The following is a 21381-nucleotide window of genomic DNA, read 5'->3' as shown; positions in this document are numbered from 1 at the left end:
TCGCTCACGCCTTTTGTTCCTGTTGCGCGATCCGGCCCGGCACGCCGCCGATCGAACCCGCGCCCATCGTAATCACCACATCGCCGTCGCGGACCACCGCGGCCAGCGCGTCCGGCATCTCATCCACCGTTTCGATAAACACCGGCTCGACCTTGCCCGCCACGCGGATCGCGCGCGCGAGCGCCCGGCCGTCGGCCGCGACGATCGGCGCTTCGCCGGCCGCGTAGACGTCGGTGAGCACGAGCGCGTCGGTCGTCGACAGCACGCGCACGAAGTCTTCGAAGCAATCGCGCGTACGCGTGTAGCGGTGCGGCTGGAACGCCAGCACGAGACGGCGGCCCGGAAACGCGCCGCGCGCGGCCGCAATTGTCGCCGCCATTTCGACCGGATGGTGGCCGTAGTCGTCGATCAACGTGTAAGTACCGCCGCCGTTGACCGGAATTTCGCCGTAGCGCTGAAAACGACGGCCCACGCCGTTGAATTCGGCCAGCGCGCTCTGGATGTATTCATCCTTCACTTCGAGCTCGGTCGCGATCGCAATGGCCGCGAGCGCGTTTTGCACGTTGTGATCGCCCGGCAGGTTCAGCACGATGTCGAGCGACGGCGCATCTTCGCGCATCGCCGTGAAATACATCTTGCCGTCGCGCGGCACCACGTTCACCGCGCGCACCTGGGCGTCCGGCGCGAAGCCGTAACGGATGATCGGCTTCGAGACGAACGGCAGAATTTCCTTCACGTTCGGGTCGTCGACGCACAGCACCGCGATGCCGTAGAACGGCAGGCGATGCGTGAATTCGATGAACGCCTGCTTCAGGCGCGCGAAGTCGTGCCCGTAGGTGTCCATGTGATCGGCGTCGATGTTCGTGATGACTTCGATCACCGGGAAGAGATTCAGGAACGAGGCGTCCGACTCGTCGGCTTCCGCGACGATGAAGTCGCCCGTGCCCAGACGCGCATTCGCGCCCGCGCTGTTCAGACGGCCGCCGATCACGAAGGTCGGGTCGAGCCCGCCCGCCGCCAGCACGCTCGCGACCAGCGAGGTGGTCGTGGTCTTGCCGTGCGTGCCCGCGATCGCGATGCCCTGCTTGAGGCGCATGAGTTCCGCGAGCATCACGGCGCGCGGCACGATGGGAATGCGGCGATGGCGCGCGGCCAGCACTTCGGGGTTGTCGCTGCGCACGGCCGTGGAGACGACCACGGCGTTGGCGCCTTCGATGTTCTCTGCGTCGTGGCCGATCGCGATGCGCGCGCCGAGCGCGGCGAGGCGGTCGGTGACCGCGTTCTTCGCGAGGTCCGAGCCGCTCACGTGATAGCCGAGGTTGACGAGCACTTCGGCGATGCCGCTCATGCCCGCGCCGCCGATGCCGACGAAATGGATGTGTTTGACGATGTGTTTCATTGCTTTCCTCCCGCGCTTACGCCCGCCACGGCCGCGCAGATGCGCGCGACCTGATCGGCGGCGTCGGGTTTCGCGAGCGCGCGAGCGCGCTCTGCCATTTCCGCCAGCGATTCTCTGGTTTGTTGCTTGAGCCAATCCGCGAGCGCCTCTGCCGAGAGCTCGCTCTGCTGCACCACGCGCGCCGCGCCCTGCTCCGCGAGGAACGCCGCGTTGGTGGTCTGGTGGTCGTCGACCGCGTAGGGGAACGGCACGAACAGCGCCGCCACGCCCACCGCCGCGATCTCGGCCACGGTCATCGCGCCCGAACGGCAGATCACGAGATCCGCGCGCTCATAGGCGCTGGCCATGTCGTCGATGAACGGCACGAGTTGCGCCGCTTCGCCCGGCTCGATACCGGCGTCGAGATAGTTCTGGCGCAGCGCGTCGATATGCTTCGCGCCCGCCTGATGCACGACCTGCGGACGCTCGCCCGGCGCGAGCATCGACAGCGCGCGCGGCACGACTTCGTTGAGCGCCGCCGCGCCGAGACTGCCGCCCACGACGAGCACGCGCAGCGGACCGCTGCGCTGCGCGTAACGGTCCTTCGGCTGCACGACGTGTTCGAGTTCCTCGCGGATCGGATTGCCGGTCCACTCGGCGTGCGGCAGCGCGCCGGGGAACGCCACGAGCACGCGCTTCGCGAGTTTCGCGAGCACCTTGTTCGCGAGGCCCGCGATGGAGTTCTGTTCGTGCAGCACGAGCGGACGGCCCGAGAGCGCGCTCATCACGCCCGCCGGGAACGTGATGTAGCCGCCCATGCCGAGCACGACGTCGGGCTTCACGCGGCGCAGCGCCGCGAGACTTTGCGTGCAGGCGCGCAGCAGGTTCAGCGGCAGCATCAGCTTGGTCTTGATGCCCTTGCCGCGCACGCCGCCGAAACGCACGTATTCCATCGTGATGCCGTGCTTCGGCACGAGCGTCGCTTCCATACCCGCGGGGTTGCCGAGCCACACCACGCGCCAGCCCCACTGCTCCATGCGATGCGCGACGGCGAGCCCCGGGAACACGTGTCCCCCGGTGCCGCCGGCCATCACCATGAGCGTGCGCGTTGCTGCGGTCATACCTTGCCTCCGCGCATCAAAACCCGGTTCTCGTAATCGACGCGCAGCAGCAGCGCCACCGCGATGCAGTTCAGCAAAATGCCCGAGCCGCCGTAGCTCACGAGCGGCAGCGTGAGCCCCTTGGTCGGCAGCAAGCCGAGGTTCACGCCCATGTTGATGAAGGCCTGCGCGCCGAACCACACGCCGAGCCCCTTCGCGACCAGACCGGCGAAGGTGCGGTCGAGCGCGAGCGCCTGGCGGCCGATCTCGAACGAGCGCCGCACGATCCAGTAGAACAGCAGGATCACGACCAGCACGCCGACGAAACCGAGTTCCTCGCCGATCACGGCGAGAATGAAGTCGGTGTGCGCTTCGGGCAGATAGTTGAGCTTTTCGACGCTGCCGCCGAGGCCCACGCCGAACCATTCGCCGCGGCCGAACGCGATCAGCGAGTGCGTGAGCTGATACGCCTTGCCCTGCGCGTAACGGTCGTCCCACGGATCGAGGTACGCGAAGATCCGCTCGCGACGCCACGGCGACGCCCACACGAGCAGCGTGAAGGTGCCGACCGCCGTGGCCACGAGGCCGCCGAACAGCTTGCCGTTCACGCCGCCGAGGAACAGCACGCCCATCGCGATCGCCGCGATCACCATGAACGCGCCCATGTCCGGCTCGAGCAGCAGCAACGCGCCCACCACGCCCACGGCGAACGCCATCGGCAAGAAGCCCTTGGCGAAACTGTGCATGTATTCCTGCTTGCGCACCGTGTAGTTCGCGGCGTAGATCGTCACCGCGAGCTTCATGATTTCCGACGGCTGCATGTTGGTGATGCCGAGCGGAATCCAGCGGCGCGCGCCGTTCACGCCCTTGCCGATGTGCGGAATCAGCACCACGACGAGCATGCCCAGCGCGATCAGAAAGAGCTTGGGCGCGTAACGCTCCCAGACGGAAACCGGAATGCGGAACGCGATCAGCGCCGCGACCGTGGCGACCACGAGCGACACGATGTGACGCGCGAGAAACGCCCAGTCGCGGTACGACGCGTACTTCGGCGAATCAGGCATGGCGATCGAGGCCGAATAGACCATCACCACGCCGAGACCGAGCAGCGCGATCACGGCCCACAGCAGCGAGTGGTCGTAGTCGAGCATGCGCGAGCGCGCCGGACGCACGCCGTTGACGACGCTCGAAATGCCGCTCGTGCGCGCGCCGTTGGCGCCGCCTGCGCCGCGCGCGCCGTCCGTTGCACCGCCGCTCGCTTCGCGCGACAGCCGCCCGCCGAATCGTTCGGACCAGCTCATATCATCGTCCCCCGTTCTGCGGCGATGGCTTCCACGGTGTCGTGGAACACGGCCGCGCGATGGGCGTAGCCCTTGAACATGTCGAAGCTCGCGCACGCCGGCGACAGCAGCACGACGTCGCCCGGTTCGGCGAGCGTCGTGGCCGCACGCGTGGCGTCTTCGAGCGTGGCGTGGTCGCTGAGCGCGACGCCGGTGTTTTCCAGCGCGGCGCGAATCCTGGGCGCGTCGCGGCCGATCAGCATGACCGCGCGGCACCAGCGCTCCACGGGCGCGGCCAGCGGGTCGAAGTCCTGGCCCTTGCCGTCGCCGCCCGCGATCAGCACCGCGCGTTGCGCGAGGCCGTCGAGCGCCGCGACCGTCGCGCCGACGTTGGTGCCCTTGCTGTCGTCGACGAAATCGATGCCGTCGATCGAGGCGATCAGTTCGACGCGATGCGGCTCGCCGCGATATTCACGCAGACCGTGCAGCAGACGCGCGGGCGCGAGGTCGATCGCACGGGCAAGCGCGAAGGCCGCGAGCGCATTCGCCGCGTTGTGCAGACCGCGGATGCGCAGCGCGTCGGCGGGCATCAGGCGCTTCATCGCGAGATTCACGGGCGCCGCTTCCTGCTGCTTGCGGCGGCGCGGCGAAACCGGTTCGTCGCTCGCGTCGAGATCGTGTGCCTGGACGAGCCAGAGCATGCCGTTCTCGCGCTGCACGCCGAGGTCGCCCGCGCGTTGCGGTTCGTTCACGCCGAAGGTCACGACCTTCGCTTCGCCGACCTGCTCCGCGTTCGCGAGCGACATCACGCGCGCGTCCTCGCGGTTCAGCACGCGCGTGGTCTGCGCGCCGAAGATGCGGCCCTTCGCAGCCGCGTAGGCGTCGAGCCCGCCGTGCCAGTCGAGGTGGTCCTGCGTGATGTTGAGGATCGCGGCCGCGTCGGGCGCAAACGTATGCGCCGTTTCCAGCTGGAAGCTCGAAAGTTCGAGCACCCACACATCCGGCAGCGCGGTGTTGTCGATTGCCTCGGTGAGCTTGTCGAGCATCGCCGGGCTGATGTTGCCCGCCACCGCGACCGTCTTGCCCGCGCGTTCGCACAGCAGGCCGGTGAGGCTCGTGGTGGTGGTCTTGCCGTTCGTGCCGGTGATCGCCAGCACCTTTGGGTGATAGCCGCTTTCGCCGAGATGGCGCAGCGCCTGCGCGAACAGTTCGAGTTCGCCCCACACATCGATACCGCGTTCGCGCGCGGCGGCGATCAGCGGCACGAGGTCTTCCGCCAGCGGCGACAGGCCCGGGCTGATGGCGACCAGCTCCACGCCGTCGAGCAGCGCGGGCGTGAACGGTCCGCCGACGAAGTCGGTCTCGAGATTGCGCGCGGCGAGTTCGGGCGCGAGCGTGGCGAGTCCCGGCGGCGTTTCACGCGTGTCGGCAAGACGCAGGCGGCAACCATGCCGCACGCACCAGCGCGCCATCGCGAGACCCGATTCGCCAAGTCCCAGCACGAGCACCATCGGCTTTTGCCGATCCCGAAACTTCTCGCCAAACATTGCTTGCTTTCCTAAGTGACCTAAAGGACCAACCCGAGGACCAACCCGATGACCAAAGACTGTTGCTTCGCGCGGCTGCGGATCAGCGCAGCTTGAGCGTCGACAGACCGATCAGACACAGCATCAGCGTAATGACCCAGAAGCGCACGACCACTTGCGTCTCTTTCCAGCCGGACAGCTCGAAATGGTGATGCAGCGGCGCCATCTTGAAGATGCGGCGGCCTTCGCCATAACGCTTCTTCGTGTACTTGAACCAGGTGACCTGCAACATCACGGAGAGCGTTTCCGCGACGAAAATGCCGCCCATGATGAAGAGCACGATTTCCTGACGCACGATCACCGCCACCGTGCCGAGCGCGCCGCCGAGCGCGAGCGCGCCCACATCGCCCATGAACACCTGCGCGGGATACGTGTTGAACCAGAGGAACGCGAGCCCTGCCCCGCCCATCGCCGAGCAGAAGATCAGCAGTTCGCCCGCGCCCGCGATGTGCGGGAACAGCAGGTATTTCGAGTAGACCGAGCTGCCCATCACGTAGGCGAACACGCCGAGCGACGCGCCCACGAGCACGACCGGCATGATCACGAGGCCGTCGAGGCCGTCGGTCAGATTCACGGCGTTGCTCGCGCCGACGATCACGAAATACGTGAGTGCGATGAAGCCCCACACGCCGAGCGGATAGCTGATCGACTTGAGGAACGGCAGCAACAGGTCGGCGCGCGCGGGCAAGCCCATGGAGAGGCCGCTGCGCACCCACGCCATGAAGAGGTCGAACACGCGCACGTTGCTCGCTTCGGACACGCTGAACGCGAGATACACCGCCGCGAACAGGCCGATCACCGACTGCCAGAAATACTTCTCGCGCGAGGACATGCCGCGCGGATCCTTGTAGACGACCTTGCGATAGTCGTCGACCCAGCCGATCGCGCCGAAGCCGAACGTCACCAGCATCACGATCCAGATGAAGCGGTTCGTGAGATCGCCCCACAGCAGCGTGGACACCGCAATGCCGATGAGAATCAGCACGCCGCCCATCGTGGGCGTGCCCGACTTCACGAGGTGAGTCTGCGGGCCGTCCTTGCGCACCGCCTGACCGACCTTCATGGCCGTGAGCTTGCGGATCACGTACGGTCCGAAGAACAAACCAATACCCATTGCGGTGATGGTCGCCATCACCGCACGGAACGTCAGATAACTGAACACGCGCAAGAAGCTTGCGTCATTCTGCAGCCATTGCGCCAGCGCCAGTAGCATGCCTTGTATTCCTTCGTATTTCAGTGCGCGCCGGACGCTGCGTCCGGTGCAGGGGTTTGCGGATTCGTGAGTGCGGCCACCACGCGCTCCATCTGCATGAAGCGCGAGCCTTTCACGAGGATCGTGGCGCCCGGGCCGTAGCCCGCGCCAGCGAGTGCGCTCACGAGCGCGTTCGCGTCGGCGGCGTGCAGCGCGCCTGCGCCGAATGCCGCCGTGATGTCGCGCGCCGCGTCGCCGAGCGTATAAAGCGCATCGATGCCGCGCTCTTTCGCGTAAGCGCCCACCTCGCGGTGGAACGCCGGGCCGTCGTCGCCGACTTCGCCCATGTCGCCGAGCACGAGCACGCGCGGCGCGGCCTGCGCCGCCAGTACGTCGATGGCCGCGCGCACGGAATCGGGATTCGCGTTGTAGGTGTCGTCGATCACGACGGCGCCCGCGAGTTCGCCGAGCGCCGCGCGCTTGACCTGCAGACGGCCCTTCACGGGCTCGAACGCTTCGAGGCCGCGCTGAATCGCGTCGAACGACACGCCCGCCGCGAGCGCCGCCGCCGTAGCGGCGAGTGCGTTGTGCGCGTTGTGCGCGCCGAGCACCTGCAATTCCACTTCGAGATGGCCGTCGGGCGTCGCGATCGCGAGCCGCGACGCATTCACCAGCTTGCCTGTGACCGCGGCATCGACCGCGCGTTCATCGGTATGCAGCGCGAAATCGAGAATTTTCGAGCCGGTGGCCGCCACGCGCCAGATGCCTGCGTAAGCGTCGTCGGCGGGAAACACGGCCGTGCCTTCGGGCTTGAGCGCGTGAATCACGCTCGCGTGCTCGAGCGCGACGGCTTCCACCGTCGCCATGAACTCCTGATGCTCGCGCTGCGCGTTGTTCACCACGGCGACGGTCGGCTCCGCGAATTTCGCGAGCAGCTCGGTTTCGCCCGGATGATTCATGCCCAGCTCGACTACCGCCAGCTTGTGCGAGGCATTCAGACGCAGCAGCGTGAGCGGCACGCCGATGTCGTTGTTCAGATTGCCCGCGGTCGCGAGACGCGCTTCGGCGCCGACGGCCGCCGCGAAGATCGACGCGATCATTTCCTTGACCGTGGTCTTGCCGTTGCTGCCCGTGACCGCGACGAGCGGCAGCGTGAAGCGACGCCGCCAGCCGAGTGCGAGCGCGCCCAGCGCCGTGCGCGTATCGTCCACGCGCAGCGCCGGAATGCGCCAGTCGCCGGGGCTGCGCGACACGAGCGCCGCGCTCACGTGACGGCCAGCCACTTCGGGCAGGAAGTCGTGCGCGTCGAAGCGGTCGCCCTTGAGTGCGACGAAAAGATCGCCGGGACCGGTCGTGCGGCTGTCGGTCGAGATGCGCGCAAACGTGGCGTTCTCGTCGCCGAGAACACTCGCACCGGGAATCAGCGCTGCCGCTTCGCGCAGGGAAAGCATTGTCATTCACCGCCTCCGCGCCCATGCCGATCGGAAGTCGGTCGGGCTGCGAGCGCAAGGCGCGCGTGGTCCTGGTCGGAGAACGCGCGCTTCTTGCCCATGATTTCCTGAGTTGCCTCGTGCCCCTTGCCGGCCAGCACGATGACGTCTTCCTTCGCCGCGCCGCGCACCGCCTGCAGGATCGCGCTCGCGCGGTCCTCGATGCGGCGCGCCTTCGCGGCCTCGCGCATGCCACCGACGATCTGGTCGATGATCGCCGTGGGCGATTCGCTGCGCGGGTTGTCGCTCGTCACCACGACCTGATCGGCGAGACGCTCGGCGATCGCGCCCATCAGCGGACGCTTGGTGGCGTCGCGGTCGCCGCCGCAGCCGAACATGCAGATCAGCTGGCCGCCGCGCGCCGCGGCGATCGGGCGCAGCGCGTCGAGCGTCTTTTCGAGCGCGTCGGGCGTGTGCGCGTAGTCGATCACCACGAGCGGCTCGTCGTGATCGGTGCGGCCGCCGAGACGCTCCATGCGGCCGTTCACCGGCTGCAGCTTCGCGATTTCGTTGAGCGCCGCGAGAAGCGGCACGTTCGCCGCCAGCAGCGCGCCGAGCACGCCGAGCAGATTGCTGACGTTGAAGAGACCGAGCGTCTGCACTTCGACGTTCGCTTCGCCCCAGTCCGACGTTTCCAGATGGAACGCGGTGCCCGTGGCGGTCGCGCGCACGTTCGTGGCGCGCAGCCAGGCGTCGGCGGCCGGCGCATCGGCAGCGGGCGTTTCCACGCCGTACGCGATCGTGCGCGCCGTGCCGCGCGTGGCGGCGATCAGGCGGCGGCCCGCTGCGTCGTCGGCGTTGATGACCGCCGCGCGCAGACCAGGCCACGCGAACAGACGCGCCTTCGCGGCTTCATACGCCTCGAAGGTGCGGTGATAGTCGAGATGATCCTGCGTCAGATTCGTGAACACGGCGATGTCGAAAGACGTGCCGTTCACGCGCCCCTGATGCAGCGCGTGCGACGACACTTCCATCGCAACCGCCTTCGCACCCAATTGCTGCAATTGCGCGAGCGAGCGCTGCAGTTGCGGCGCGTCGGGCGTCGTGAAACCGGTGTGCACGAGCTGGCCGACAAAGCCGCTGCCGAGCGTGCCGACGATCGCGCACTTCTGGCCGATGGCCGTGAGCGCCGAAGCGATCCACTGGCTGCACGAAGTCTTGCCGTTCGTGCCGGTCACGCCGACCACGAGCATCGCGTCACTCGGATCGCCATACCAGCCGCTCGCGATCTCGCCCGCGACCACGTCGAGCTGCGGCACGGCGAGCGCGTTTTGCGCCTGCGAGAAGTCGAACGTGCCTGCATAGCCTTCCGGCTGATAGACGACCGCCGCCGCGCCGCGCGCAAGCGCGCTTTCGATGTGCGGACGGTTGTCCGCGCCTTCGACGGCGTAAGCGAGGAACACGTCGCCCGGCTGGAGCGAACGCGTGTCGGCGTGCAGATTGGCGGCGGGCGCGATGCGCGCGCGCAGCCAGGCGAGCGCGTCCGCGATCTGCCGGTGCGCGGGATGCTGATTGCGCGTGGCGCTCATCGGACGACTCCGGGACGGTTTTTCGCGTTGTCGGCGACGGTCATGTGATGCGCGCCGACAGGGGTTTTCAGGACAGGCGCCGCACTCGCGACGCGCTTCGTGGGACCGGCGGGCGCGTTCGCGGCGGCCGGCGCGGAGGCGCTATCATCCGAGACCACGAGCTGCTTGACCGGCATATCCGGCGGGACGTTGAGCGAGCGCAAGGTGTCGCCGACGATGCCCGAGAACACCGGCCCCGACACCGCGCCGCCGAAGTGGCTACCCGCCGTCGGCTCGTCGACCGTCACCGCCACCACGATGCGCGGGTTCGGCATCGGCGCCATGCCGACGAACGACGCGCGGTACTTCGAATGGTCGTAGCCGTGCGGGCCGTGCTTGTACGCCGTGCCGGACTTGCCGCCCACGCGATAGCCAGGCACCGCCGCGTCGGGCGAGGTGCCGTCCTTCGACACCACGCTCTCGAGCATCGTGCGCACTTCGCGCGCGGTGGTGGGCGCAAACACCTGCGTGCCGACCACGGGCTGGTCGTCGCCGGGATGACGGAAGATCGACACCGGCAGAATCTGGCCGTCGTGCGCGATGGCCGTGTACGCGCGCGCAAGCTGGAACAGCGACACCGAAAGGCCATAACCGTACGACATGGTGGCCTGCTCGATGCGGCGCCAGCTTTTCCACGGACGCAGCCGGCCCGGCGCCGCGCCGGGGAACCCGACCTTCGGCGCTTGCCCGAGACCGATGCTGGTGTACATGTTCCACATTTCTTCGGGCCGGAGCGTCATCGCGATCTTGGTCGCGCCGATGTTCGACGACTTCTGGATCACGCCGCCCACCGTCAGCACGCCGAACCCGGCGTCGTCGGTGATGGTCGCGCCGTCGAGCGTGAAGTGGCCCGCACCCGTATCCACCAGTGTAGTCGGCGAGACGCGGTGCAGATCGAGGGCCAGCGACACCGTGAACGGCTTCATGATCGAGCCCGGCTCGAACACGTCGGTGAGAATGCGGTTGCGCAACTGCTCGCCCGTGAGGTGCGAGCGGTCGTTCGGGTTGTACGTGGGGTAATTCACGAGCGCGAGCACTTCGCCCGTGCGCACGTCCACCACCATCGCCGCGCCGGCCTTGGCCTTGAACTTCTCCACCGCCGCCTTCAGGTTCGAATAGGCGATGTATTGAATCTTGCTGTCGATCGACAGTTCGACGTCCGTACCATCGTGGGGCACGACCGTTTCGTCGACGTCTTCGACGATGTGGCCCATCCGGTCCTTGATGACGTGACGAATGCCGGGCATGCCGGCAAGAATTTTCTGATCGGACAGCTCGACGCCTTCCTGCCCTTCGTCTTCCACATTGGTGAAGCCGATCAGGTGGGCCGTGACGTCGCCTTCCGGATAAAAACGTTTGTATTCGTTGCGCTGATAAATGCCGGGGATGTCGAGCGCCGTAATCTGCTGCGCGATGTCGAGCGGCACCTGGCGCTTCACATAGACGAAGGTCTTGTCTTCGGAAAGCTTCTTGCGCAGTTCCTGCTGCGTCATGCCGAGCAGTTTGCCGAGCTGCGCGAGCTTGTCGGCGCCGAGGTCGTCGGGCACGGCTTCGGGAATCGCCCAGATCGCGCGCACGGGCAGACTCGTGGCGAGCACGAGGCCGTTGCGGTCGAGAATCTTGCCGCGCGTGGCGGGCAGTTCGATGGTGCGCTGATAGCGGCTTTCGCCCTGCTTCTGATAGAAGGCGTTGCCCGGTCCCTGGATCCAGAACGCGCGCGCGGCGAGCGCGACGAACGCCATGAACAGCATGAAGACGACGAGCTTCGAGCGCCACATGGGCAGGCGCACGGAGAGAATGGGATTCGCGGTGAAGGCGACGCTCTTGCGGCTGTTGCCCTTTTTCATCGCGCGCCTCCGCGACGGTTGGCCGCCGCCGCGCCCTGCGCCGGCGCGGACGTGGGCACGGGCGCGTCCACAGCGGTGGCCGCGCCCGGTGCGAGCGTCAGGTATTGCGTGCGTCCGGTCGTCACGGGCTGCATCTTGAGCGAATCGGTAGCGATCTGTTCGACGCGCGACGTTCTGGACAGCGCGCTCTGCTGATACTGAAGTTGCGCGTAGTCCTGCTGGAGCTGACGCTCCTGCGACTGCGCGCGTTGCAACTGAATGAAGATCTGACGCTGCTGATTGGTGGCGTTGACGACCGACAACGCGCAACCCATGACGACGATCAGCAGGAAGATGTTCAGGCGGTTCATGGCGTGACGCGCTCCGCGATGCGCATCACGGCCGAGCGGGCGCGCGGATTCGCGGCGACTTCCTCGTCGCTCGCGAACACGCGGCCGAGCAGCTTCAACGGCGGGCTGGGCAGGTCGACGGCGCGGATCGGCAAGCGGCGATCGATCGCGGGCGCGGTGGCGTGCGCCTGCATGAACCGCTTCACGATTCGGTCTTCCAGCGAATGGAAGCTGATGACCACGAGCCGCCCTCCCTGCTCCAGCAACGCCAGCGCTGCTTCTAGAACGACCTGCAGCTCCGCAAGCTCTTGATTGACGTGAATCCGTATAGCTTGAAAGGTGCGGGTTGCCGGGTCCTTACCCTTCTCACGGGTTTTGACGGCGTTAGCCACGATTTGGGCAAGCTCGCCCGTGCTGTCGAGAGGCCCGAGACGGTCGGACTCTGCCCGGCGAGCAACAAGCGCCTTTGCAATCTGAAAAGCAAACCGTTCTTCCCCATAATCTCGAATCACCTCCGTCAGTTCCTGCAACGTGGCCCGCGCGAGCCAGTCAGCGGCGGACTCGCCGCGCGTCGGGTCCATCCGCATGTCGAGCGGACCATTGGCGCGGAAACTGAAACCGCGCTCCGGGTCGTCGATTTGCGGCGACGACACGCCCAGGTCCAGCAAAATCCCCGACACACGCCCTACCCCGCGCTCCGCCATCGCGTCGCGCAGTGAAGCAAAACTCTCGTGCACGATCGAGAACCGCGCGTCGCCGACCTGTTCGGCCGTGGCGATCGCCAGCGGGTCCTTGTCGAACGCGATCAGGCGCCCGGCTTCGGAAAGCCGGCCGAGAACCGCGCGACTGTGCCCGCCGCGACCGAACGTGCCGTCCACATAGACGCCGTCCGCGCGCGTCACGAGCGCATCGACCGCTTCATCGAGCAGCACCGTGCGATGCTGCAATCCTTGTCCCATCGCAGATGCCATAGCGTTTTAAACCGCGATCAGAACGTGAAATTCTTCAAGGCGTCGGGCATGCCTTGGGCCATCGCCGCCTGTTCCTTCGCGGCGTAGGTTTGCGCATCCCACAACTCAAAATGACTACCCATGCCGAGCAGCATGACTTCCTTTTCCATACCAGCTGCGAGACGTAATTCGGGAGAGACGAGCACGCGACCCGCGCTGTCGAGGTCGACGTCGGACGCATTACCGAGAAAAATGCGGCGCCACCAGTGGGCGTCCATCGGCAATGCGGCGACTTTCGCGCGGAAGACTTCCCATTCAGGGCGCGGAAATAGCAACAGGCAGCCGTCCGGGTGCTTGGTGATCGTCACCCGGCCTTCTGCCTGTTGTTGCAGCGCGTCCCGATAGCGAGACGGAATCGACATCCGTCCTTTCGCATCGAGTGTCAGCGCCGACGCCCCCTGGAACAATTTGCTCCCCCTCACGCGGCGCCGATCGCCGCCCGTCTAAATCTCAGGAAATTTACCCGAATACGTATCTGGAATCACACAAAAATACACTTTCTCACACTGTCTCCCACTTTAGAGGAAGGCCCAACGAGGGTCAAGGTGGCTGGCGCGTTTTTTGACGAAATTTATCCGCTAGAACAAGGACTTAGCGGCACTTGTTCAAGTCAGGCGCAAAGCCAAAAACCGTTATGAATGAATGAGCTAACGCAGGTTGTGAAGGTGATACGTGAAATAGGCGGTGAAAATCGCGGTGGTGCGGGGCGTTGGCGGGGATTAAAGCGAAAGGCTAAATGCGCTAAAGGGGCGGTAATCGCGCGGGCGGGCGTCTCCCACCTGCCCGCGCAAAATCACTAGATGTAGTAGGCCGTGCGCGTCATGACTTTCGACGCGGCGCGCATGAGCGAGCGCATCGGCAGCGGCAATTCGATGCCGCCGAGGTCGGTGGCCGAGCGCGCGTGGGCGATCTCGTCGGTGCGCATCTGTTCGACGATGGCGCGCGATTCGAGGTCGGCGGGCGGCAAGGCGTCGAGGTGGCTGTCCAGGTGATGTTCGACCTGGCGTTCGGTTTCGGCCATGAAGCCGAGACTGACCCGGTCGCCCAGACGGCCCGCCGCGAAGCCGATCGCGAGCGCGCCCGCGTACCAGAGCGGATTGAGCAGGCTCGGACGCGAATCGAGCGCTTCCAGACGGCGCGCGGTCCAGGCGAGGTGATCTTCCTCTTCCTGCGCGGCGTGCTCGAAGGCAGCCTTCAGCGACGGCGAGCGCGTGGCGATCTTCTGCGCCTGATAAAGCGCCTGCGCGCAAACTTCGCCCACGTGATTCACGCGCATGAGGCCCGCCGCGTGCGAACGCTCGGCGGCCGTGAGCTCGCCGGGCGCGGTGCCGACCGCCGCCACGCCAGCGACTTCGGATTCGTCGCCGGCCGCGAGTGCGACGTCTTGCGCGCGCGTGCGTGCCGCGGCCGATTCGGGGGAAGGCTGAGGGATGGGCCGCGACATGCGCGACACACCAGTGATCGAGCGCAGGCCCCGATCGAATTCGGTAATCAACTCGTCAAGCGTCATCCAACCTCCCTCCTCGCGCACTGCAAACAGCACGGCAAAAGCACAGCCAAAACACGACCCCGAGCGCCGACGACCTGGCGCGAAATGCGTCTGATAAGCATCTCGCATTCGCCGACCGACCGGCCGTTAAAAAAGCACTACAGGAACTCTCGCCGCGCCGTCAATCAGGGGCAGCGCCGATACCCGGCGCATATTCTAGACCATGTTGTGTAAACGAAACAGGTACTTAGGAGCGTCCTGCCTTTTCCTTTGTCACCCCTAACCCTTTTGTTACATTACGTGCAACTTCTCGCGAAGTTAGACACGCAAGGCCACAGCACGACACATCGCACTACATAAGAATCGGCCTTGTAAAAAGACGCATAAAAGATTCGCAAAATACTGGAGATCATTCAATGAAGAAGTCGCTTCTCGCGCTTGCTGCGCTGGGCGCGTTCGCGGGCGTTGCTCACGCACAGAGCAGTGTCACGCTGTACGGCATCATCGACGAAGGTTTCAACATCAACACGAACTCGGGCGGCAAGCACCTGTACAACCTCTCGAGCGGCGTGCTGCAGGGCAGCCGTTTCGGCCTGCGCGGCGCTGAGGATCTGGGCGGCGGTCTGAAGGCGGTCTTCGTGCTCGAAAACGGTTTCGACGTGAACAACGGCAAGCTCGGTCAAGGCGGCCTGATGTTCGGTCGTCAAGCCTACGTCGGCCTGAGCAACACGCAGATCGGCACGGTCACGCTGGGTCGTCAGTACGACTCCGTCGTCGACTACGTCGGTCCGCTCGAAGCGGGCGACCAGTGGGGCGGCTACATCGCGGCTCACCCGGGCGACATCGACAACTTCAACAACGCGTACCGCACCAACAACACGATCAAGTTCACCAGCGCGAACTACGCTGGCCTGACGTTTGGCGGCACGTACAGCTTCGGCGGCACGGCGGGCGACTTCACCCACAACCAGATCTGGTCGCTGGGCGCAGGCTACAACAACGGCCCGCTGGCCCTCGGCCTCGCCTATTTGAACGCGCGCACGCCGGCAGCCTCGGGCGGCCTGTTCAACAACGGCGGCACGATCGCTGCGAACACGGGCGTCGCGGCTTCGGGCTACGCCGTGAGCTCGCCGGTCTACGCGGGCTTCGCTTCGGCCAACACGTACCAGGTGATCGGTGCGGGCGGCGCGTACACGTTCGGCGCAGCAACGTTCGGCCTGACGTATTCGAACATCCGCTTCGCGAACCTCGGCTCGTCGTACTCGAACGCAGCGATCGCCGGTTACCGCGGCCAGTCGGCGACGTTCAACAACGCCGAAGTGAACTTCAAGTACCAGCTCACGCCGGCTCTGCTGGTTGGCGCGGCGTACGACTACACGCGCGGCGCGTCGATCAACGGCGCTTCGCGTGCCCAGTACCACCAGGGCGCAGTCGGCGTCGACTACTTCCTGTCGAAGCGCACCGACGTCTACGTGATCGGCGTGTACCAGCATGCGCTGGGCGAAACGCTGAACTACGCAGGTCAGGTGGTCGACGCGACGGCTGGCATCAACGGCCTGTCGGGTTCGTCGAACCAGAACCAGTTCACGGCCCGCGTCGGCATCCGTCACAAGTTCTAAGAAGAACAGCCGTAGTAGTCTCGAAGGCGCCCGCGGGCGCCTTTTTTCTTTGATGCGGCGCATAAAAAAAGCCCGCCCTTTCGGGCAGGCTTTTTTCACGAACGCTGCGAGCGCCGCGCTGTTACGACACGCGCGTGTCCCGCAATTCGCGACGCAGGATCTTGCCGACGTTGCTCTTCGGCAGATCGTTGCGGAACTCGATGAGCTTCGGACGCTTGTAGCCCGTGAGCTGCGTCTTGCAGTAGTCGAACACGTCCTTGTCGGTGAGCGCCGGATCCTTCTTGACGATATAGAGCTTCACCGCTTCGCCCGAATGCTGATCGGGCACGCCCACGGCCGCCACTTCGAACACGCCCGGCAGCTTCGCGACCACGTCCTCGACTTCGTTCGGATAAACGTTGAAGCCCGACACCAGAATCATGTCCTTCTTGCGGTCGACGAGCTTGATATAGCCACGCGTATTCATCACGCCGACGTCGCCCGACTTGAAGTAGCCGTCGGCGGTCATGACCTTCGCCGTTTCTTCCGGACGCTGCCAGTAACCCGCCATCACCTGCGGTCCGCGAATGCAGATCTCGCCCGCTTCGCCGATCGGCAGTTCGTTGCCGTCGTCGTCGCGAATCGAGATTTCGGTGGACGGCAGCGGCAGCCCGATCGTGCCCGTGTACTCGGTGGCCGTGGTCGGGTTGCAGGTCACGCTCGGCGATGTTTCGGACAACCCATAACCTTCGACAATCGGCGTTTGCGTGCGCTCGTACCAGCGCTTCGCAACCGCTTCCTGCACCGCCATGCCGCCGCCGTTCGCGACCAGCAGATGCGAGAAGTCGAGCTTGTCGAAATCGGGATGATTGAGAATCGCGTTATAGAGCGTGTTGACCGCCGGGAACGTCGTAATCGAATAGCCGTGCAGTTCCTTGATCATGCCCGCGATGTCGCGCGGATTCGGAATCAGGATCGCGAGGCCGCCCGTGCGCATCGTCAGCAAGCCGCAGACGGTGAGCGCGAACACGTGATAGAGCGGCAGCGCCGCGACCGTGACCGGCTGCACGCCGGCCGGCAGACGCGCGAGCGCGGGCTCGGTCCACGCCGCCGACTGCAGGACGTTGGCGATCAGATTGCGGTGCAGCAGCGTCGCGCCCTTCGATACGCCGGTCGTGCCGCCCGTGTATTGAAGGAAGGCGACGTCGTCGGGCTTCTGCTCGACGGGCTTGAAGCTCTGGCGCGCGCCGGCCGCGAGCGCGGCCTTGAACGGCACGTGACCGGGCAGACTCCACGCGGGCACCATCTTCTTCACGCGGCGCACGACGAAATTGACGATGAAGCCCTTCGCCGCGCCGAGCAGATCGCCCATCGACGCGACCACGACGTGCTTCACGCGCGTTTGCGCGATCACGGCCTGGAGCGTGTTGGCGAAGTTCTCGAGGATGATGATCGCTTCGGCGCCGCTGTCCTTGAGCTGATGCTCGAGCTCGCGCGGCGTGTAAAGCGGATTGACGTTCACGACCACGTAGCCCGCGCGCAGGATCGCGGCGAGCGCGACCGGATATTGCAGCACGTTGGGCATCATGATGGCGATGCGCGCGCCGGGCGCGATGCCGCGCGACTGGAACCAGGCGGCGAGCCGCTTCGACAGCTCGTCGAGCTGTCCGTAGGTGATGGCCTTGCCCATGCAGGCGAACGCGGGCTTCGCGCGATTCGCGTTGAAACTCTCCGTGAGCAGCGCCGTGATGGACGCGTATTGGCTCGCGTCGATCTCGGCGGGCACGCCCGGCGGGTACGATTTCAGCCAGACCTTTTCCATGCGGCGTCTCCTCCTCTATATTTTCGAATGGTCGTGCTAAAAAATGGATCGTAGCACGGCGACCGTGTTTTTCTTACGGGAATCAGCGAGTTAGAAAGCGCCCTCCAACCCTTTCGGCCAGGGTTTACGCGCGTTCGACTTCGACGAGGCAGTCGTAGAACGTCGCCGAATTGCCGAGGTCGGTAAGCGCCTGGCTCGTCACCTCGTTGGCGTTGCGACCGTCGGGCGCGAGCTTCTTCCACCAGATCGACAAGCCGACCACGAGACCTTCGCGCGCGCGTTCGGACACGCGTGCGCGCGCACGCATCGAGCCGCGATCGTTGAAGACGCGAACCTGATCGCCGTCGACGATATTGCGCAGGGCGGCGTCGGCGGGATTGAGATCGATGTGCGGTTCGCCTTCGGTGGCGCGCAGGCTCTCGACGTTCACGAAGGTGCTGTTGAGGAAATTGCGCGCGGGCGGCGAGATCATCGCCAGCGGATAACGCGCCGCGAGTTCGGGCGCACCGTCGGCCGATTCGTGCGGCGGCAGATAGTCGGGCAGCGGGTCGAGGCCCGCTTGCGCGAGCGCTTCGCTGTAGAACTCGCACTTGCCCGTCGGCGTGCGGAAGCCGCCGTGCGCGAACGGCGCATCGGCAATATTCAGCTTGATCCACGCGTTCTGCTTGAGCGTGTCCCAGTTCGCGCCGTCGAAGGCCGGATCGCGCCAGTCGAATGCACGCGACGCCACCTCTTCGTCACTCTCGAACAGCGCGGGCTCGGTCAGGCCCATCGCGCGCGCAATCGAGCGGAAAATTTCCGTGTTCGGACGCGCCTCGCCCACCGGCGCGATTGCAGGCAGATTCGCCATCACGTGCGTGTGGCCGTAGGACTTATGCACGTCGAGGTGTTCGAGCTGCGTGGTCGCGGGCAGCAACAGATCGGCGTAATCGGCGGTATCGGTCTGGAACTGTTCGAGCACGATCGTGAACAGGTCGTCGCGCGCGAAGCCGGTCGCCACCTTCGCGGAGTCCGGCGCGACGGCAACGGGATTCGAGTTGTAGACCACGACCGCTTCGATCTTCGGACCGAACGCGGTGTCGCCCGCATGCGTGAGCGCGTCGCCGATCTGGTTCATGTTGACGATGCGCGGCTGATGCTTCGGCCAACCCGGGATCAGGTCGGGACGCTGCAGCGCGTGAGCATCGACCGGTGCCCAACCCGACGACGACAGCAGCACGCCGCCGGAACGCTCGCGCCACGCACCGGTGAGCGCGGGCAGACAGGCGATCGCACGCACCGCGTTGCCGCCGCCGCGTACGCGTTGCAGACCGTAGTTCATGCGGATCGCGACCTTGCGCGTCGACGCATAAAGGCGCGCGAGATCGACGATGGTCTGTTCCTCGATGCCGCAAATCTGCGCGACGCGGGCCGGCGTGTAAGTCAGCGCGCGCGCTTTCAGGGGCTCGTAGCCGTGCGTGTGCGCGGCGATGTAGTCGTGATCGAGCCGGTCTTCGGTGATCAACACGTGCATCATGCCGAGCGCGAGTGCGCCGTCGGTGCCGGGCTTCAGCGCGATGTGCTGATGACACTTCTCGGCGGTCAGCGAGCGATACGGGTCGATCGCGATCAGCTTCGCGCCGTTGCGCTTCGCTTCCTGCGCGCGGGTCCAGAAGTGCAGATTCGACGCGATCGGATTCGCGCCCCAGATCAGGATGACTTCGCTTTCCGCGAAGTGCTCGGTGAGCATGCCGAGGCTCGAGCCATACGTGTAGCGCAGGCCCGCCGCGCCGGCCGCCGCGCAGATCGCGCGATCGAGCCGCGACGCACCGAGCTTGTGGAAGAAGCGTTGCGCGATGCTGTCGCCTTGCACGAGCCCCATCGTGCCCGCATAGCTGTACGGCAGGATCGCCTCAGGCGCGCGCTGCGCGATCTCGCCGAGCCGCTCGGCCGCGATGGCGCAGGCCTCGTCCCAGGTAATCGGCTCGAAACGCCCTTCTCCCTTGGCGCCGACGCGCTTCATCGGCTGCGTCAGACGCTTCGGATGGTGCACGCGTTCGGCGTAGCGCGTGACCTTCGTGCAGAGCACGCCTTGCGTCGGCGCGTGATCGGGGTCGCCGCTCACCTTGATCGCCTTGCCGTTCTCGACGGTCACGCGCATCGCGCAGGTGTCGGGGCAGTCGTGGGGACAGACGGCGCGGGCAAAGTCGGCTCGGGCGTTCATGAGAGATTCCGTGGGTGCGGCAAGGTGTCAGTACTGCGATTTTATTATGCGCAGCGCACCCAACCGCCATGCGCCGGGGGCTGGAGCGCGAAAAAAAAGCTTCGGCGTAGAATGGTTCGTCTAGACCCGGCCTGATCGCCGGGCGCCCACTTTTCGAGCACTGCCCGCCATGAAACTGATCCCGGAAATCCAGGCCGCCCAAGGCGAAATCCAGGGCTTACGACGAACGATCCATGCCCATCCGGAACTGCGCTACGAAGAAAGCCAGACCGCCGATCTCGTGGCGTCGAAACTGGCCGAATGGGGTATCGAGGTGCATCGCGGTCTGGGCAAGACGGGCGTGGTCGGCGTGCTCAAACGCGGCAACGGCGCACGCTCGATCGGCCTGCGCGCCGATATGGACGCGCTGCCGATTCAGGAACTGAACACCTTCGATCATCGCTCGCGCAACGACGGCAAGATGCACGCGTGCGGCCACGACGGACATACGGCCATGCTGCTGGGCGCCGCGCAATATCTCGCCCGGCATGGCACATTCGACGGCACCATTGTCTTCATCTTTCAGCCCGCCGAGGAAGGCGGCGCGGGCGCGAAGGCGATGATCGACGATGGTCTTTTCACGCGCTTTCCCGTCGATGCCGTATTCGGCATTCATAACTGGCCTGGCATGCCCGCTGGTGTCTTCGGCGTGACCGAAGGGCCGATCATGGCGTCGAGCAACGAATTCCGAATCGAAATCAAAGGCGTGGGCTCGCATGCCGCCCTGCCGCACAACGGGCGCGATCCGGTGTTCACCGCAGTGCAGATCGCCAACGGGCTGCAAAGCATCATCACGCGCAACAAGAAGCCGCTGGATACCGCTGTGCTGTCGATCACGCAGATTCATGCGGGCGATGCCGTGAACGTGGTGCCGAATACGGCGTGGATTGCGGGCACGGTGCGCACCTTCACGACGGAAACGCTTGATCTGATCGAGTCGAGACTGCGCAAGATCGCCGAGAGCACGGCCGATGCGTACGACTGCTCGGTCGAGATCACATTCCATCGCAATTATCCGCCCACCGTGAACAGCAGCGCGGAAACGCAATTTGCCGCCGAGGTGATGCGCGAAGTGGTGGGCGCGGCTCGCGTCGACGCGAGCGTGGAACCGACGATGGGCGCCGAAGACTTCTCGTTCATGCTGCTGGAAAAGCCGGGCTGCTACGCGTTTCTCGGTAACGGCGACGGCGGACATCGCGAGTCTGGACACGGCGCAGGTCCGTGCATGCTGCACAACGCGAGCTACGATTTCAACGACCAGTTGTTGCCGGTCGGCTCGTCGTATTGGGTGCAATTGGCGACGAAATTTCTCGCGCAGAAGTAGTTCTTCTGCGTAGTTTGCTGTGTCGTGTGGAAACAAAAAAGCCGCCCTTGAGGCGGCTTTTTTCTGCCCAGGGCACGCGTATTTCCCACGCCCAAACGCCAGAACCCCGGCTCTCTTTCTGGAGAA

The 21381-nt window shown here is 65.5% G+C and carries 15 protein-coding genes and 2 pseudogenes; 2 read left to right on the top strand and 15 right to left on the bottom strand.

What is annotated here, in order from left to right:
• Positions 1 to 4 precede the first annotated feature (4 nt).
• The 13 genes and pseudogenes from murC to BMY06_RS40715 form a co-directional block, all read right to left on the bottom strand.
• Positions 5 to 1399: a UDP-N-acetylmuramate--L-alanine ligase gene (gene murC / locus BMY06_RS33955; protein ID WP_074987365.1), complete on the bottom strand. Its 1395-nt coding sequence runs from the start codon at positions 1397 to 1399 to the stop codon at positions 5 to 7.
• Positions 1396 to 2499, bottom strand: a complete 1104-nt coding sequence (murG, locus tag BMY06_RS33950; protein WP_074987364.1) for an undecaprenyldiphospho-muramoylpentapeptide beta-N-acetylglucosaminyltransferase — start codon at positions 2497 to 2499, stop codon at positions 1396 to 1398. Before murG ends, murC begins: the two co-directional genes overlap by 4 nt.
• Positions 2496 to 3779, bottom strand: a complete 1284-nt coding sequence (gene ftsW / locus BMY06_RS33945; RefSeq protein ID WP_074987363.1) for a putative lipid II flippase FtsW — start codon at positions 3777 to 3779, stop codon at positions 2496 to 2498. The genes murG and ftsW overlap by 4 nt, the downstream gene beginning before the upstream one ends.
• The gene (gene murD, locus BMY06_RS33940) at positions 3776 to 5305 is read right to left on the bottom strand and encodes a UDP-N-acetylmuramoyl-L-alanine--D-glutamate ligase (RefSeq protein ID WP_074987362.1); all 1530 of its coding nucleotides are present in this window, start codon (positions 5303 to 5305) and stop codon (positions 3776 to 3778) included. Before murD ends, ftsW begins: the two co-directional genes overlap by 4 nt.
• Before the next feature lie 82 nt (positions 5306 to 5387).
• On the bottom strand, positions 5388 to 6557 hold the full coding sequence (gene mraY, locus BMY06_RS33935; RefSeq protein WP_065060430.1) for a phospho-N-acetylmuramoyl-pentapeptide-transferase: 1170 nt from the start codon (positions 6555 to 6557) through the stop codon (positions 5388 to 5390).
• A gap of 20 nt (positions 6558 to 6577) precedes the next feature.
• The gene (locus tag BMY06_RS33930; protein WP_074987361.1) at positions 6578 to 7993 is read right to left on the bottom strand and encodes a UDP-N-acetylmuramoyl-tripeptide--D-alanyl-D-alanine ligase; all 1416 of its coding nucleotides are present in this window, start codon (positions 7991 to 7993) and stop codon (positions 6578 to 6580) included.
• Positions 7990 to 9555 carry a UDP-N-acetylmuramoyl-L-alanyl-D-glutamate--2,6-diaminopimelate ligase gene (locus BMY06_RS33925; RefSeq protein ID WP_065060432.1) on the bottom strand — a complete coding sequence of 522 codons (1566 nt, stop codon included), beginning with the start codon at positions 9553 to 9555 and terminating at the stop codon, positions 7990 to 7992. The genes BMY06_RS33930 and BMY06_RS33925 overlap by 4 nt, the downstream gene beginning before the upstream one ends.
• The gene (locus tag BMY06_RS33920) at positions 9552 to 11441 is read right to left on the bottom strand and encodes a peptidoglycan D,D-transpeptidase FtsI family protein (protein ID WP_065060433.1); all 1890 of its coding nucleotides are present in this window, start codon (positions 11439 to 11441) and stop codon (positions 9552 to 9554) included. Before BMY06_RS33920 ends, BMY06_RS33925 begins: the two co-directional genes overlap by 4 nt.
• Positions 11438 to 11791, bottom strand: coding sequence for a cell division protein FtsL (ftsL, locus tag BMY06_RS33915; protein WP_065060434.1), 354 nt, complete (start codon positions 11789 to 11791; stop codon positions 11438 to 11440). Before ftsL ends, BMY06_RS33920 begins: the two co-directional genes overlap by 4 nt.
• A complete protein-coding gene (rsmH, locus tag BMY06_RS33910) occupies positions 11788 to 12741 on the bottom strand; it encodes a 16S rRNA (cytosine(1402)-N(4))-methyltransferase RsmH (protein ID WP_065060435.1) in 954 nt (317 codons plus the stop codon). Before rsmH ends, ftsL begins: the two co-directional genes overlap by 4 nt.
• Before the next feature lie 17 nt (positions 12742 to 12758).
• Entirely contained in the window at positions 12759 to 13187 is a 429-nt protein-coding gene (mraZ, locus tag BMY06_RS33905) for a division/cell wall cluster transcriptional repressor MraZ (RefSeq protein ID WP_027818006.1), read from the bottom strand.
• Between the two features lie 389 nt (positions 13188 to 13576).
• Positions 13577 to 14104: pseudogene (gene coq7, locus BMY06_RS33900) on the bottom strand (2-polyprenyl-3-methyl-6-methoxy-1,4-benzoquinone monooxygenase); the annotation flags it as partial.
• A gap of 102 nt (positions 14105 to 14206) precedes the next feature.
• Positions 14207 to 14290: pseudogene (locus tag BMY06_RS40715) on the bottom strand (2-polyprenyl-3-methyl-6-methoxy-1,4-benzoquinone monooxygenase); the annotation flags it as partial.
• Between the two features lie 395 nt (positions 14291 to 14685).
• Between BMY06_RS40715 and BMY06_RS33895 the strand changes: the two are divergent.
• Positions 14686 to 15888 (top strand): porin, encoded by a 1203-nt coding sequence (locus BMY06_RS33895; protein WP_065060437.1) that lies wholly within the window; start codon positions 14686 to 14688, stop codon positions 15886 to 15888.
• Between the two features lie 121 nt (positions 15889 to 16009).
• Here BMY06_RS33895 and BMY06_RS33890 read toward each other — a convergent pair whose 3' ends face one another.
• Positions 16010 to 17689: a long-chain fatty acid--CoA ligase gene (locus tag BMY06_RS33890; protein ID WP_074987359.1), complete on the bottom strand. Its 1680-nt coding sequence runs from the start codon at positions 17687 to 17689 to the stop codon at positions 16010 to 16012.
• A 124-nt stretch (positions 17690 to 17813) separates the two neighbouring features.
• Entirely contained in the window at positions 17814 to 19892 is a 2079-nt protein-coding gene (locus BMY06_RS33885; RefSeq protein WP_065060439.1) for a molybdopterin-containing oxidoreductase family protein, read from the bottom strand.
• Between the two features lie 169 nt (positions 19893 to 20061).
• Between BMY06_RS33885 and BMY06_RS33880 the strand changes: the two genes are divergently transcribed.
• Complete coding sequence (locus tag BMY06_RS33880) at positions 20062 to 21255, top strand: M20 aminoacylase family protein (RefSeq protein ID WP_065060440.1); 1194 nt, start codon at positions 20062 to 20064, stop codon at positions 21253 to 21255.
• Positions 21256 to 21381: the final 126 nt, after the last annotated feature.

The organism is Paraburkholderia tropica (assembly GCF_900109265.1).
GTDB classification, from domain to species: domain Bacteria; phylum Pseudomonadota; class Gammaproteobacteria; order Burkholderiales; family Burkholderiaceae; genus Paraburkholderia; species Paraburkholderia tropica.
Note: the sequence above shows the minus strand (reverse complement) of the source record. Positions and strands in the feature narration are given on the sequence as shown.

What these genes read in the sequence shown, in the direction of transcription:
- murC (WP_074987365.1), bottom strand. Translation starts at nt 1,399, where the DNA reads ATGAAACACATCGTCAAACACATCCATTTCGTCGGCATCGGCGGCGCG.
- murG (WP_074987364.1), bottom strand. Translation starts at nt 2,499, where the DNA reads ATGACCGCAGCAACGCGCACGCTCATGGTGATGGCCGGCGGCACCGGG.
- ftsW (WP_074987363.1), bottom strand. Translation starts at nt 3,779, where the DNA reads ATGAGCTGGTCCGAACGATTCGGCGGGCGGCTGTCGCGCGAAGCGAGC.
- murD (WP_074987362.1), bottom strand. Translation starts at nt 5,305, where the DNA reads ATGTTTGGCGAGAAGTTTCGGGATCGGCAAAAGCCGATGGTGCTCGTG.
- mraY (WP_065060430.1), bottom strand. Translation starts at nt 6,557, where the DNA reads ATGCTACTGGCGCTGGCGCAATGGCTGCAGAATGACGCAAGCTTCTTG.
- BMY06_RS33930 (WP_074987361.1), bottom strand. Translation starts at nt 7,993, where the DNA reads ATGACAATGCTTTCCCTGCGCGAAGCGGCAGCGCTGATTCCCGGTGCG.
- BMY06_RS33925 (WP_065060432.1), bottom strand. Translation starts at nt 9,555, where the DNA reads ATGAGCGCCACGCGCAATCAGCATCCCGCGCACCGGCAGATCGCGGAC.
- BMY06_RS33920 (WP_065060433.1), bottom strand. Translation starts at nt 11,441, where the DNA reads ATGAAAAAGGGCAACAGCCGCAAGAGCGTCGCCTTCACCGCGAATCCC.
- ftsL (WP_065060434.1), bottom strand. Translation starts at nt 11,791, where the DNA reads ATGAACCGCCTGAACATCTTCCTGCTGATCGTCGTCATGGGTTGCGCG.
- rsmH (WP_065060435.1), bottom strand. Translation starts at nt 12,741, where the DNA reads ATGGCATCTGCGATGGGACAAGGATTGCAGCATCGCACGGTGCTGCTC.
- BMY06_RS33895 (WP_065060437.1), top strand. Translation starts at nt 14,686, where the DNA reads ATGAAGAAGTCGCTTCTCGCGCTTGCTGCGCTGGGCGCGTTCGCGGGC.
- BMY06_RS33890 (WP_074987359.1), bottom strand. Translation starts at nt 17,689, where the DNA reads ATGGAAAAGGTCTGGCTGAAATCGTACCCGCCGGGCGTGCCCGCCGAG.
- BMY06_RS33885 (WP_065060439.1), bottom strand. Translation starts at nt 19,892, where the DNA reads ATGAACGCCCGAGCCGACTTTGCCCGCGCCGTCTGTCCCCACGACTGC.
- BMY06_RS33880 (WP_065060440.1), top strand. Translation starts at nt 20,062, where the DNA reads ATGAAACTGATCCCGGAAATCCAGGCCGCCCAAGGCGAAATCCAGGGC.